This is a genomic window from Phycisphaerae bacterium, from assembly GCA_018003015.1.
Classification (GTDB): domain Bacteria; phylum Planctomycetota; class Phycisphaerae; order UBA1845; family PWPN01; genus JAGNEZ01.
Window position 1 is genome coordinate 1 of the sequence record JAGNEZ010000014.1, and the last position, 14,097, is coordinate 14,097.

At 64.7% G+C, this 14,097-nt stretch carries 7 protein-coding genes; 1 reads left to right on the forward strand and 6 read right to left on the reverse strand.

The features are described from left to right. Positions 1–431 precede the first annotated feature (431 nt). From KA354_08450 to KA354_08475, 6 genes are all read right to left on the reverse strand, one after another. Positions 432–2,096 (reverse strand): DUF2961 domain-containing protein, encoded by a 1,665-nt coding sequence (locus KA354_08450; GenBank protein ID MBP7934661.1) that lies wholly within the window; start codon positions 2,094–2,096, stop codon positions 432–434. Positions 2,097–2,250: 154 nt separating this feature from the next. Continuing rightward, entirely contained in the window at positions 2,251–3,540 is a 1,290-nt protein-coding gene (locus KA354_08455; protein ID MBP7934662.1) for an arabinan endo-1,5-alpha-L-arabinosidase, read from the reverse strand. A 267-nt stretch (positions 3,541–3,807) separates the two neighbouring features. Further along, positions 3,808–5,160 carry a hypothetical protein gene (locus KA354_08460; protein ID MBP7934663.1) on the reverse strand — a complete coding sequence of 451 codons (1,353 nt, stop codon included), beginning with the start codon at positions 5,158–5,160 and terminating at the stop codon, positions 3,808–3,810. Between the two features lie 85 nt (positions 5,161–5,245). After that, the gene (gene uvrA, locus KA354_08465; GenBank protein MBP7934664.1) at positions 5,246–8,212 is read right to left on the reverse strand and encodes an excinuclease ABC subunit UvrA; all 2,967 of its coding nucleotides are present in this window, start codon (positions 8,210–8,212) and stop codon (positions 5,246–5,248) included. Positions 8,213–8,477: 265 nt separating this feature from the next. Continuing rightward, positions 8,478–12,017, reverse strand: a complete 3,540-nt coding sequence (locus tag KA354_08470) for a C10 family peptidase (protein MBP7934665.1) — start codon at positions 12,015–12,017, stop codon at positions 8,478–8,480. Positions 12,018–12,063: 46 nt separating this feature from the next. Beyond that, positions 12,064–12,657, reverse strand: a complete 594-nt coding sequence (locus KA354_08475; protein ID MBP7934666.1) for a GyrI-like domain-containing protein — start codon at positions 12,655–12,657, stop codon at positions 12,064–12,066. A 251-nt stretch (positions 12,658–12,908) separates the two neighbouring features. Here KA354_08475 and KA354_08480 point away from each other — a divergent pair, with 251 nt between their 5' ends. Beyond that, a complete protein-coding gene (locus tag KA354_08480) occupies positions 12,909–14,087 on the forward strand; it encodes a hypothetical protein (protein ID MBP7934667.1) in 1,179 nt (392 codons plus the stop codon). Positions 14,088–14,097: the final 10 nt, after the last annotated feature.

Consider the following 14,097-nt stretch of genomic DNA (forward strand, 5'->3'; position numbering starts at 1 on the left):
TAGCCCTGCGGTTCGCGAACCTCACCGCCGGTGAACTCCGGGAGCAACGGCCGCCGGGCACGATTCGCCCGGCCGGGCCGTGCAATTCGGCACCTTCGTGCTGGCTTTTATGCAACTGGGGGGTCTATTGTCCACAATCAAGGCCGCGCGTCAAGCCCAAAGTCGCGAAGCAAACAAAGCGGGAGCAGAATGCGTCGGCCGGGTCCGGATCGGCGTGAACGGATGGTCTCGCCCGCCCGGCGGAGACGGTGGCCCGGGCGGCGGAGCGACCCGCCTTTCGAGCGAGTATCAGACCTAAGATACTGGAGCACAAAAGTTTACGTCCATCCGGGAGCTAATGCGCTTATCCCAGGTGGGCGGGTCGGGGCCTGGAATTGGCCGGGGCTCCTGGTGGGTGTCTGTAGCTCAAGGGATGGCGCGCCCAGCCGGACCTAGCGATACAGTCTGGGGTTTTGGCGCCAGTCCTTGTCCTTGTCGTGGCCCATGGTTGTCACCCGTGGCCGGCGTTCGCGGAGCCGGACGGACTCCAAGCCCAGCCCCCAGCTTTCGGAGGCGATGTTCTTGCCCACGCATTCCAGGCGTAAGGTGTAGTTGCCGGGCTCAGGCCAGAAGTCGAGGAGGTGAAATTCACTGCTGTCGATCTGGGCGGCGTAGAAGTCGAGGGCTTTGCCCAGTTTCACGCCGTTGAGCGAGGCCTGGTAACGGCCGAAGTCGGGGGCGGAGGTTGCGTTGAGCAGTAGCCGCACGGGTTCCTTCTTGATCACCTTGAAGGGTATCTCGAGCCAGCCGTCCTCGATGGTAGCGGGTTTGAAGAGCAGCTGTGCTTCCTTGTACAAGCTGGGCATGGGTTGCGGTCGGGCCTCGCCGGGCCCGTGATAGCGGGCGTCGGTAAAGTCCTTGGCGAAGACAATCGCCTGGTCCAGGTTTGGCAGGCGGCGTTCGCGGGCCTCCGGGGCGCGGGCGGTGAAGGTCGGGGTGCCGGTCTGATACCAGTAGGCCACGCTGGCGTAATCGTCCTCCCGCTCGTTCCAGCTCATGGCCTTGTAGTTAGCGTTCTCATCCTCCGACATCCAGCCCCAGTGCTCGATGGTGACTTTGATTCCCTTGGTGAACACAATGGGGTCGTTGATGTGCCAGCGATAGGAGCTGGTGTAGGTGCCCACGCCCCGCTGCTTGAAGTAAGGCACGCCGAAGTAAGGCGTCTTGCAGGGCTTCAAGCCCCAGGCGGAGAGGAAGTAGTCCTCGGTGCCGGTTCCCCAGATTGAGGGCTTTTCCTCGCCGTCGATGTAGATCTTCTCGTCACCTTCGCCGAACCAGGCGGGGCTGCGCATGCGGACGGCCAGGACGGTGCCCACGTAGTGACCTTTGCCCTGGGTTTCGAGGAGGACGTAGTCCTTGCCGTTCTCGACGGGGTACTCCTGGCGGTACTGGGCGTAGAAATAGGGGGTATCATCGGGCAGTGAATCGAGCTTGATCCAGTCGATGTTGTGATACAACCCGCGGAGCGGCTTGTCGCTCTGGTTGATGACCTCGATCCTGGCTGACTTTCGGAAGGGCATTCGCCAGTAGCAGTTGTACGAATCGGCGTCCTCGACGATGACCGGCAGGCTGATGACTTCGCTGCGAAAGCCGAAGGCGTTGGCGAAGAAGTCGCCCATAGGGGCCTCGACGGCGGGTTTGTCCTGGTCGTCCCAGTACATGCGCAACAGCATTTCCTGGTGATTGGCCGCTCCGTGGGGGGCACTTGGCAGGGCGGGTTCGGGACCTCGGAAGGTGAACCAGATGTGGGTGATGATGCCCGGCCCATTCGCGTCGAGGACGACTTGGGTCTGGCCCGGGGGCACATCGCGGGCATCGCGGTTGCTGAGCGGCTCGGTGGTACCGAGCAGTTCGGCCTTGGGGTCGTAGGTACCGTCGGGGCCTTTGCGGAACGCCGAGGTGGAGCGCATGCTGCGACCCTGGCTGGGGCGGGCCAAGCCGTCGAGTGGCCCTTGCTGGGCGGGTGCGGGGCTTTCGAAGATCAGCGCCGCAAGGCAGGCAGCCATCGTGCATGCGATCTTCCGTGCGGGTCTAGACCTTTCGTGTCTTCGGTTCATGTTCGGTCTCCTTCTCGTCTATGGCAAGTCATCCACAATGCAACACTCCGCCCATTTCGACATCGGTTACTCGGTCCGGCCCCGGTCGTCAGGACGGCCTGGTTCTCCGAGGATGGAGCAGGCCGAACCCGTCGTTTTCTCTTCGACTGATTCATCACGGTCGGGCCTTGGGTGATTCCGGGCGCAGGTCAAGCGGTGCTGGGCGGCTGGCCGGCTGTGTCGCGCCCCCACCGTCGCCTCTGCAGGGTTCACCAAGCACCGGCCACCCGGCCTGATCCCAGGTCAGCGGCCGGATCTGAAGCGTCGGCACGCCGAACATGTCGGCGTCATAGTAGTGATGTACCAGCCAGTGCTCGTCACCGTTTACCAGGACGGAGTTGTGTCCTGGGCCCCGGACGTGGCCTCGGCTGTCCAGGACCAGGGTTCCGCCGCCGTCGAGCATCGGCTTGCCGTCGCGATCGACATAGGGCCCGGTGACGGCCTTGGATCGGCCGACCATGATCTTGTAGGTACTCTCGACGCCCCGGCCGCAGTAGTCGAAGGAGACGAACAGGTAGTAGTAGGCTCCTCGCCGAACGATGCAAGGGGCCTCGACCGCCCCGGGCGAGGATCGAGCGGCCAGCGAATACAGGTGCGTGTCCGAGTGCAGCTTGCCGGTTGACCAGTCCAGGCGGCGCAGCTTGATGCCGCTCCAGAACGATCCGAAGGCCAGCCAGGGTTTCCCGCGCTCGTCGAGTACGAGGTTGGCGTCGATGGCGTTCCAGTTGTCCCGACCGGGCAGGGACTCGATCACTTTGCCATGATCGACCCACTTGTACTCAGGGCTGGCGGGATCCAGGGTCTCGTTGATCGCCAAGCCTATGCATGAGCGGTTCCGTCCCCAGGTGGAGGCGGAGTAGTACAGGTGATAGCGTCCGTTGAAGAAGGAGATGTCCGGCGCCCAGAGGCCGCGCAGGCCGGGGACCTCGTCCCGAGCCCAGCCGGGGGTTTCGTTGAAGACGGTGCCGATCCGCTCCCAGCGAACCAGGTCTCTGGACCTGCGGATGGGTATGCGGGCGCCGGTGGAGAAGATGTAGTAGATGCCTTCAGCGGCGATGATGTGCGGGTCATGGACACGGCGGATGTCCCCTTGCTGGGCGATGGCCGAGCCGGCCACCCCCAGAAGGGTGGCCAGGGCCGCCGTCCAGGTTGCACCGTGCGGTACGCGGAAGCGAGGGAGCGGAACTCGAGAGCCGCTCCAGGTAGCTCGCGGGTGGCTGTTCCTGGAGACTCCTGGCGATGATCTCTGAGCGTCGGCAACCGGCGTGACCGGTGTCTGGATCCGCACGCTACCCGGAAGTCTGGCTGGACGGATGCTATGTTCTGTGGTGGTGATGGTGCGGTCGACCAGCGGGCGGATGGGGGCGGGGGCGGGGGTGACATGGCTTCTGGGGACAACCTTCATTATCTGCTCCGACTGATGCGGAGGATACCCCGACCGGGCCTGGGTCCGCAACAACCGGGAGGAAGTGTGCGGACTTGGAGAGCCGATGGTGCGGAACGAACGAGGCACGGGAAGTGGAGAACGGGATTTCGATGTTGGGGCAGTGACTCGAACCAGCGTATCGTTCCTCAGGGACACACCGCGGCGAGGATCCCTTGTTGCTGTCGAGGATCCTGGCCGCGGATCATGGGTGTGATGGGCTTTGGGTGAGCCGCCTCCGCGATCGGCCTACTGACTGGAGTCCGGGCTGATGGGGAAGGGTTCGCTCACCACCACGCCGGAGAAGAGGTTGGACGGCACATCGCTGGGCTTGACCTGCTCCCTATAGAGCTCGCGCATCTTGACCGGGCTGGGCCCCTGCATGTAGCGGAGGGTGATGCGACGCGGATTCGGCCCGGCGGTCTCGGTTTCCTCGCCGGCACGAGCCAGCTCGGGAATTGGTGCCTGGGCGATTTCGAGGGTCCCGCCCGGGTCAACGGTTTTGAGGCGATCGAGCCGGAACGTTCCGGCCGCGGGATCGGGATCGGGCTGCCAGCGTCGGGTGTTCTCCTGGGTGCCGATGGTGATATCCCACACGAGCTGTGCGTGCCGGGAGCTGTCCGGTCCGAAGTTGAGATTGAGGGACAGAGGGCGATCCCAGGTGTTGTGTACTTCTGCCACGAGGTGGTGGTTCTGGCGTTTGAGCTGGAGATGGAGGGGTCGTTCTGCCATGCGGATGTCATCGGGTGCGGAGCGGGTCACCTCGACTGTGACCGGCTCGCTGGTGACCCGTCCGAAACCGGCCTCGGTCCAGGACTCGTCCTCCCACTGGGGCTGGTACTCGAAGCGAATGGTGTGCTTACCGGCGGCGAGCATAGGATATCGGGACCAGCCGCGGTTGAATTCCGGGATGCGGAGTTGGGCGTGACTTCCCGGTGTGATGGTGTGCGCGGGCGGTTTTTTGCCCGCCCGGAGATCGACGGCCTGGCGGATGTCGGCATCGCCGTCGATCGAGTCGATGCGCAGCTCCAACGGCTGGTGGTCGGGCCCTGTGACCCTGAGCCAATCGGCGGCGTCGAGCATTCGGCCGACCTGATCGGCGTCGGGTGAAGCCGGCCGGGTGGTGGGTGTTTTGGTCGCATCGGGCCAGGGGACCCGCATGGGTCCCTGGCCAGGGTTGTGGGCGTGAAGGATGAGGGTGAACGGTTCGTTCCAGGCCACGCGTGCTGGAACGACCTCGAGACGGACGCGGCCGCCGAGCATGATGGCCGCCTGGAGTTCGTTGAGCAGGGTTCGGGCGGAGAGGGCGGCCTCGAGGTCGTTTCCCTGGGCGGCGGTGTGCAATTCGGGGAAGGTGATTGGTCCCCAGGCGGCGAGTTGCCGGATTGCCTCGCGGCGTTTGGCGGGTGACGGATGCTTGAGTTGCCTGACGGCCTGGCGGATCTCTGCGGCGGACGGTTTGGCGGGGGCCGATGCCGTGGTGGTTGCGGTTCGGGAGGCGGTCCGGTTCGCGGTCTGGGCGACCGCTGTCGTGCCACCGCAGGTCAGCGACCAGGCCATTGCGGCGATCACGCACCGACACGCCGGGGACGTTCTGCTCATACGTTGTTCTCCCGGGTTTGGCCCCGGCGGCGCTGACGAGAGGGCTGCCTATTGGATGGGGTTTGGCCACTGTCCTTCTGGAGGCTCATGAGTTCACTTCGCTTGTGTTGCGGGGCGCGGTCTGGGGGCCGGCGATGCCCAATCTCGACCGAAGGAACTGCCCGGTGTAGCTGTTTTCGTTGCGGGCCACGTCCTCGGGGCGGCCCTCGACCACGATCCGGCCCCCGCGTTCACCGCCTTCGGGTCCCAGATCGATAATCCAGTCGGCCATTTTGATGACGTCGAGGTTGTGTTCGATGACCAGGATGGTATGTCCTTTATCTGCGAGGCGGTTCAGCACTCGAAGGAGGTTGTGCACGTCGGCGAAGTGCAGGCCGGTGGTTGGCTCGTCCAGCACGTACAGTGTATGGCCGGTGGGTGTCTTAGCCAATTCGGCGGCCAGTTTGACCCGCTGGGCCTCTCCGCCGGACAGGGTCGTCGACGGCTGGCCGAGCTTCATATAGGACAGGCCGACGTCATCCAGGGCCAGGACGATCTGGCGGATGTTGGCGAAGCTCTCGAAGAACGAGATGCTCTCATCGACGGTGAGGTCGAGCACATCGGCGATGTTTCGGCCGCGGTAGCGGACTTCGAGGGTTTCGCGGTTGTAGCGGGTTCCCTTACAGACATCGCAGGCCACGTAGACATCCGGGAGGAAGTGCATTTCGATGCGTTTGGTGCCCTGGCCCTGGCAGGCCTCGCATCGTCCGCCCTCGACGTTGAAGCTGAACCGTCCGGGGCTGTAGCCGCGGATTTTGGACTCGCGGGTTTTGGCGAACAACTGGCGGACGAGGTCGAAGGCCCCGGTGTAGGTGCAGGGGTTACTGCGTGGCGTTCGGCCGATGGGGGACTGATCGATTTCGATGACCCGGTCCAGGCGTGAGACGCCGATGATCTGTTCGAACTTACCTGGTCGTTCACGGGAGTTATACAAGCGGCGGCGGACGGCCTTGAGGAAGACCTCGTTGACCAGGGTGCTCTTGCCGCTGCCGGAGACTCCGGTCACGCAGATGATGCCGCCGAGGGGGAACCTGACGTCGATGGACTTGAGGTTGTTTTCCGCGGCGCCCTTGATCTCGATGGACTGGGCGAGGACGATTTTGCGGCGTTTCTGGGGGACGGGGATCTGGATCTCGCCGCGGAGGTACCTAGCGGTCAAGGAATCGGGATGGGCGAGAACCTGCTCGAGGCGACCCTGGGCGACGATGAGTCCGCCGTGGGTACCTGCTCCCGGGCCCATGTCGATGAGGTGGTCGGCTGCTCGGATGGTTTCCTCGTCGTGCTCGACGACGATGGCGGTATTGCCCGCTTGGACCAGTTGGCGGAGGGTATCGACCAGCTGGCTGCTGTCGCGGGGGTGGAGGCCGATGGTGGGCTCGTCGAGGACGTAGCAGACGCCGACCATGCCGCTGCCGACCTGGGTAGCCAGGCGGATGCGTTGGGCCTCCCCGCCGGAGAGGGTGGCACTGGCCCGGTCGAGGGTGAGGTAGCCCACGCCGACGTTGATCATGAAGCGGAGCCGGTCGGTCACGGCGTGGAGAATCGGGGTGGCGATGGTGGCCTTTTCGCCGCTCAGGGAAATGGTGGCGAGGAATGCGGCGGCCTGCTCGATTGACAGGCTCGCGACCTGGGCGATGTTTTTGTTGGCGACCTGGACGGCGAGGGGTTCCGCCCGCAGGCGGGCCCGGTGACAGGTTTCGCAGGGTCGCTCGCTGAGATAGGCGTGCAGTCGCTGCTTGAGTGATTCGCTTTCGGTCGATGCCCAGCGGCGTTTCAGGTTGGGCAGGACGCCTTCGAAGCTGGTGCCGTATTGGGCCTTGCTCTCCGGGGTGGTGCCGTTCATGAGGATCTCGCGGCGATCTGCGGGCAGCTTGTCGAACGGCACGTCGGGCGGCACGTGGAATCGCAGGCAGAACTCGTCCAAGAGGTTGCGGTAGACGACGTTCATGCGTTTGCCGCTGTGCCGCCAGGCGGTGATGGCGCCGTCGGCCAGGGACAGCGTGGGATCGGGCACCACCAAGTCGGGGTCGAATTCGAGGATATTGCCCAGGCCGTCGCAGCCGGGGCAGGCCCCGTGGGGGGAGTTGAAACTGAACATGACCGGAGACAGAGCGGGGATGCTGACCTCGGGGTGCAGTGGGCAGGCGAAGGTGGTGCTGAAGAGGTGATCCCTCCATTTGCCATCTGGCTGCTCTTCGGCGATGAAGACGGTCTGGCCGCCGAGGTTGAGTCCGAGGGTGATACTCTCGGCCAGGCGGCTTCGGACGTCGGGTTTCACCGCCAATCGGTCGACGACCAGGTCGATGATGTTCTTGCGGCCTTTGCGTAGGGCGGGCACGTCGCGGAGATCGCAGAGGGTGCCGTTGACGCGGACGCGTACGAAGCCCTGCTTCTGAATGCGGTTGAGCACCTCCTGAGCTGCTGCGGCCGGGCTCTTGGCTTCACCGGCGGCGGGGATTGGAGATTGGCCTTTGCGGGTTCGTTTCGCGTGAATTGCGGTGATCGGGGAACCCGGGGCGATGCCGGGGCCGTGCCGGCCGAGGAGGGGTGCGAGGATCATGATGCGAGTGCCGCCCGGCCAGGCCAGGACCTGGTCGACGATCTGGGACGGCTCCTGGCGATCGATCCGACGGCCGCACACCCAGCAGTGGGGTTCGCCCACGCGGGCGTAGAGCAGGCGGAGGTAGTCGTAGACCTCGGTGGTTGTGGCCACGGTTGAGCGGGGGCTGCTGCTGCCGGCCCGCTGCTCGATGGCGATGGTTGGCGGGAGGCCCTCGATGTGCTCGAGGTCGGGTTTCTGCATTTGCTCGACGAACTGTCGGGCGTAGGCACTGAGCGTCTCGATGTATTTCCGCCGGCCCTCGGCGTGGAGGGTGTCGAAAGCGAGGGAGCTTTTGCCCGAGCCGCTCAGGCCGGTGATGACCACCAGCTGGTCGCGGGGGATGTCCAGGGAGATGGCCCGCAGATTGTGCTGTCTGGCCCCCCGGATTCGGATGTAGCGATCGGTGTCCATATCCGGAACCTGCGGAGACAGGCCCATTCACTCGCCGGGCCAGAAGCCAGAAAACCGCCAGGGTACCAGCTTAGGACCCCGGGTTCGGAAAGGCAATACCTCGGTTCCGTCGTCTCGGACCGCGACGACGAGTCAAGAAATGAGGATAGAGAATCGAGAAAGCCCATGGTCGGTATCGGAACTCCTTGGGCACTATTAACCTCTTTTAGACTCTTATTTTCCCGCGTTGCGGAAAGTGGGGCGGCGGCGGTCGATCGGGTTGGGATCAGTGTCCGCACAAGGGGTCGCTGGGGGCGCCGCCGGTCCAGCATTGCTGGAAGATGCCGAAGTCGGTCTGATCCGCATCGGCGTCGTCGTCCAAGGAAATGCCGACGCAATCGGGCGGCACCGGCAGGTCGGGCCCGGCCGCGCAGCGCAGGAAGTGCCGCAGATCGTCGGAATCGACATCACAGTCCTGGTCATAGTCGCCGGCGGAGAAGCCGGCTGTCAGCAGGTTCGAGACCACAAACGGGCCGAGGTGGGTGACGCCGCCGGCGGCGTGTTCTCCGTTGTGTGAGACCAAGTGCAGGTGCCATCGGCCGGGACTGCTGGCGGTCAGGGAAAGCACGCCACCGGCCCAGACGGTGGGTGTTTCGCCGGTCGGCATCGCGTCGTTGGTGGTGTCCCAGAGGTAGTGATAATGGTTGACGCCGCCGGGACCGAAGACCGGCGTGCTGGTGAAAGTGAATTCCTGACCGGGGAGGGTGGCCGGGCAGTGGGTCGGCTTGCTGGGGGTCACCGCCGGGGATACGGGCCGTGTCCACTTGGTGGCGGAGACGAAGGCGGTCACCTTGCCGTCACCGTTGCGGCTTTGACCGGTGAAGGTATAGGGCGTGTTGGCGACCAGGGGGGAAGAAGGCCAGTAGTTGTTGGTCTGCACCCAGCCGGAGGTGGCGGCGGCGGTTTGATTCCGCCAATTCAAGCCGGAGATGCCGGCCGTCAGGTTGGCAGGTGTGTTGACCGATCGGACCTCGATCTGGTCAGTTGCCGCTGGGCCAAACTCCAGGGCGGCGACAGGTTCGATCGCCGTGTAGACGGTGGCCGCAGTGCTGGGATCGCTTTCACCGGCGCCGTTGTATGCGTGGACGTGCCGGCGGTAGGCGGTGTTGGCGGACAGGCCCGACTCGGTGGAGCTGGTCGCATTCACCCCGACCGTCCACCTCGGGGCATGAGCGTCGTCCTGACCCCGGAAGCCGTCCTCGTTATCCGACATGTCCAGCCAGGTCCAGGTGATGCTGTCGATTGTGCTGTTGCTGTGGCCGAAGCCGGACGGGGCCCGGGGCGGCGACGGCAGCCCACAGAGGGTGAACCGCACATTGGGCACGTTGGTGCTGCCCAGCACGGTAGGCAGGTTGGTTCCCACCCAGAGGAGGGGATCGCCATAGCGGCTGTCGGAGTAGGCGCACGCGGTCCGCACGCCGCCCGGGATGGAGGCGGTGCAATAGCCGCTGGTTGAGAAGCTGGTGTTGTTATGGCTGAAATCGACCATCAGGTTGCTGGTGCCGTTGTAGTTGAACGGCGTGGTGAAGGTGAAGGTGCGCCAGCCGGGTTCGCCGGGTGGCTCGGTGTTCTGATAGACGATCGTCCAGCCGGTGTTCTCGAGGGTGGCCTTGGTGTAGGCGTTCAGGGGGGTGTGCTTGATGCGGATGGTCCAGGCGTTGAGAGTCTGTCCGGGCACCTGGGTGACATCCAGAGCCAGGGCCGTGATCTGCCCGGCCGGCCCCAATTCGCTTGCCAGGTAGATGACCTGGATTCGACTATCGTGGCGGTAGGTATACATGGGGTAGTGCCACGTGGTTTGGTCGGTGCCCACGGTGACCGGTGCGCAGTGGGCGGCGTTGATGCTCACGGTGGCGAGGTTGGAATTGCCGCCGGTGGGCGGACTGCCCCCGTCGTTGGCGGTGAAGGTAAAACCATCCGAGCCGGCGGAGGAAGCGGTGTAGATGACCTGGTTGGCGCCGTTGGCCAAGGTATGAGGCGGGCTCGAGATCACGCCGGCTGCCGGGTCGCTCAACGAGCCAAGGGCAGGCAGTGACTGGATGATGTAGCTCAGGGTTGCGGGCGGATCGGGCAGACCCTCATCGACTGCCTGGAGGGTGATCGTGACGGGTGTGCCGATCACGACGTCGGCGCTGACGTCCTGCGCGGTCGGAGGGGCCTCGGAGGAAACGAAGTCGACCGGCCAGCGATTGCCCGAGTTGTTGCCGTAATCGGCGGAGGTCCCGGTGGTGACGTTCTGCTTGAAGAACGCCCGGCCGGGGTAAGACACAGACACGGTGTAGGCTGACGCGGACGAGAGTTTTGCCAGGGCGTAGATCCCACGGCTGTCGGTCGTGTCGATGCAGGCGGCGCCGCCGGTCTTCTGCCCGGTCACTGTTGCTCCGCTAATCGGGGCACCGGTCGTATCCAGCACTCGACCGCTAATGATCTCGCCGGAACCGCTGACGTAGACGTTGTAGACGCACTTGTAGACCGAGGTGAACGCCGGCGAGCTGTCGACGTCGGGCAGGTTGTACCAGGCGTCGGAGGAACCGCCCCAACCCATGTTGAGATGATGATACAGCGTGGAGGCGTTGTAGCCATACCCGTCGGCGACAATAGCGTGGCCGCCAGAAGTGCTGGTGATGCCGAGGATCACGGGGTATCCGGCGTCCAGGTTGGGGTTGATCATGCCGACCAGTCCCGGCCCGATGTCATTCTGGTTGTTGTAGCCCCGGACGGCGTTGCTGTAGCCGAACGTGGAGACGAGGCTGGTTTTGGCCTGCAGTGCGTCTGCCGACGAACCATCGGAACGATAGTCCATGCCGACCGACAGGCCCGCGTCGTAGGACAGAGCCCCGATGGCCTCGCGCTGAACGACGGTTGTGCTGCAGTTCGGGTCCGGGGTCATGTTCGCCCAGGCGTACGCCCCGCCGGCCCCGTCGCCTCCGCGGGTCGTGGCGGTGGTGGTGAAGCCGTCGACGGACAGGGTGAAAGAATGGGTGCCAATGCCCGCGATCGGATACTGATGAAAGCGCATGAGTTGAGCCATGGCGGTGGCCACGCAGCCGCACGGATACGCTTGGGGTGTATAGTAGTTGTAGCAGGGGCTGCCGCACTCGTCCTGCTGGTTCCATTTGCTCTGGAGCAGAGGGCTGATCCGGATGTCAGAGACGTTGGACAAGCCCGCTGCCCTTTCCGTGTCGGCGAGCTGCTCGAACCGGGCCCACTTGCGGTTGGCGGCTTGTGCCCGGGGATCAGCTGCGGCTGGAGTGAGCGTCTGGGACCGGCGGGCGGCATCGAGCCTCGCGGGCACATCGCTGGTGACGAGTGCGCCGAGCGGGTTGGCCGGTGACGGGTCGTAGTTGCCGTTCTCGACGAACGCGATCACCGGTTCAATCCGGTCGTCTGCGGGCACGATTACGAAGCCGGTGGTCTGGAGTGCGACCACGTGGTACTGCATCCGGCCGTCGGCATCGCGGAAGGTCTCCACATGGGAGACCGGTCGTCCGAGGGCCGCGTCCAGGGGGGCGGCGTTGCTGCTGAGCCAGCCGGCGGCCACCCGGCGAGCCCGATGGGGGTCGGCGGTTGCCGCCTGAACCGGAAGAGCCAGCGTTGCGCCGAGCAGGCCGAGCCACGCGCCGACGGCAAGCAGAGGGTGGATTCGTTTCGTATCCAGGAAGGTACGCTCCTCTCCGCCCAACGATGGCTGACCTCCATCCGCCGCCCGGCGGTCCAGGGAGGATCCCGCGTGGCAGGCGGCTGACCGCTGCAGCGATCGACTCATCGCCGCGACCGGCCGCCCCGTGCTCGTCTTCTCCGGCCTGGCCCGATCAGGCTTTCCTGACCGGCATGCGCACGATGGTCTTGAGTTTCTCCGGGGCCACGCGCCGGGGATCATTGAGGTAGATCTCATGCGCCGGGCCCAGGAGACGCAATTTGTTCTCCTTCGCGTACGCCTCCATCTGGCGGTAGATCAGCCCGACCTGATCATAGGGGCCGACGTGCAGAGTCTGAATTGCCCGGTCCTCCTTCCACCGGATGCGTTTGACCGCGCGGGTGTCAAGTCCTTTTCGCTCCATGAGGGTCTTGCGGGTCTTGGTGAGGTGGCCCGCGGTGACGGTCTCGGGCACGCGGAGGAGGAAGCGCCATTGCCACTGGTCGATGGCCGTCTTGTCCGGGGTGGAGAGATAGAGGCACTCGAGTCTCGGGATCTTGAAGTCCACCACGCCGTCGTACTTGAGCATGAACTTGGTGGTGTACGCGGCCGCGAACAGCTGGCCGATGGCCTGCTGGAAAGCGTCGCCGCCGGGTGTGCCGCGGCCTTGGACGGTGAAGAACGTGCCGGCCCCGGCCTCGACCTCCTGGATGCATTGTCTGGCGGTGTACAGGTGCTTGAGTTTCTTGCCGAAATCGATGGTTTGCATGTCGGATCTCTCCTGCCGCGGTGACCGGTTACGGAGGGATACCCACCTGGGCTCTCTCCTGTCATTATGTCGATGCCGCTCGAGCATCGCAAGCGCCGGAGGCAGTGGAGGAGCGCCCCCCCTCGTGGATCGGCTGGCCGAGGGCAAGTGAACGTGTGATCCAACGTTTGAGGAACTGGTTGAAGTTACCTGGGTTGGCGGCGACAATAGTACACGGTCTGGAGAGTGAGGGTCCTTCCAGGAGCGGAGACATGAGCTGGCGACTCGGGGATCTGGTGATCGGCGGCGAGATCATCAACACGAAGAACTACTCGACCCACGGCTACATCGCCCTGCGCGGGCTGGAGCAACCCATCCTGCTGCAGCTGACCGGGAACTGCGAACCTGATCTTGTCGGGCGGCATATGCGTTTCGAGGTCCGGTCGCGGGAGGGCCAGGGGAAGGGCTCTACCCAGGCCGCGGCCGGAGAAGACGAGGCGAGTCCGTGCGACTTGAACGGTCTGGCTCGTCGGCAGATCGGGCCGACCGGTATGATGACGACCAACCACAGGGTGAAGGAAGCCGGCTGCTCGATTCACGAGTTGATCATGCGCTGCAAGCTTGGCGAGCCGCCGCCGGTGCAGTGGAGGCGATGCCTGTACCTCGAGTGGTTCAGTCAGAACGGGCGGGTTCTGATCGAGATTCCCGATCCGATCATCGAATTTGTCGGCGAGGACGAGCCTGAGCCGCAGGAGGCCGAGTTGCCGGTGGACGCGCATGATTCGGACGGCTGGGAGGGCGGGGCTGATACCGACGATTCCGCCGCCGGTCCGAGCATCACCGAGGTCTGGCTCGACGCGGACGGCAGCGCGGATGTCCGGGAGGTGGCACCGGACGAGATGCAGGGGTGCGACGATTCACGCGACTGCCGGTGCGACTGCGGCGACCCCTACGGTCTGATCTCCGATGATCTTCAGCGGCAGCTGGATGCCCAGAGCAGGGAACTCGATCGGGCGATTCGCGGCGACACGGAGGATGCCGATGACGCGGACTTCACCCGGGACCTCGAGCTGATGGACGAGTGCATCGCCCGAGGCGAAGGTGAACCGGTGGGTAATCTGTTTGATCTACCGATCAAGATGCCGCTGCCCGACCAGCTGGCCGACGATGAGATCGAGTCGCACTTGAAAGCGCTGCTCGGACAGATGGCTCTGCACGGTGTGGCTCTGGACGTCTGCGAGCACTTCACCCCGCGGGACTGCTACCGGTTGCTGATCGAGGAGATCTGCAGGAACCAGAACGCCTACGCCGAGCTTCGCGGGACGCGGTGGGTGCAGCATTTCATGACTTCCGAGTACTGCGAGGCTTGCGAAGAGGAGATGCGCCGGCAATCGGAGGAAGACCGCCTCAAGGGCGGGCAGCCGCCGGAAGAGGGCGACGAGCGCGGGTAGTTGAGCCGGC

Coding starts and splice junctions, on each gene's coding strand:
- KA354_08450 (MBP7934661.1), bottom strand. CDS start 2,096: ATGAACCGAAGACACGAAAGGTCTAGACCCGCACGGAAGATCGCATGC.
- KA354_08455 (MBP7934662.1), bottom strand. CDS start 3,540: ATGAAGGTTGTCCCCAGAAGCCATGTCACCCCCGCCCCCGCCCCCATC.
- KA354_08460 (MBP7934663.1), bottom strand. CDS start 5,160: ATGAGCAGAACGTCCCCGGCGTGTCGGTGCGTGATCGCCGCAATGGCC.
- uvrA (MBP7934664.1), bottom strand. CDS start 8,212: ATGGACACCGATCGCTACATCCGAATCCGGGGGGCCAGACAGCACAAT.
- KA354_08470 (MBP7934665.1), bottom strand. CDS start 12,017: ATGAGTCGATCGCTGCAGCGGTCAGCCGCCTGCCACGCGGGATCCTCC.
- KA354_08475 (MBP7934666.1), bottom strand. CDS start 12,657: ATGCAAACCATCGATTTCGGCAAGAAACTCAAGCACCTGTACACCGCC.
- KA354_08480 (MBP7934667.1), top strand. CDS start 12,909: ATGAGCTGGCGACTCGGGGATCTGGTGATCGGCGGCGAGATCATCAAC.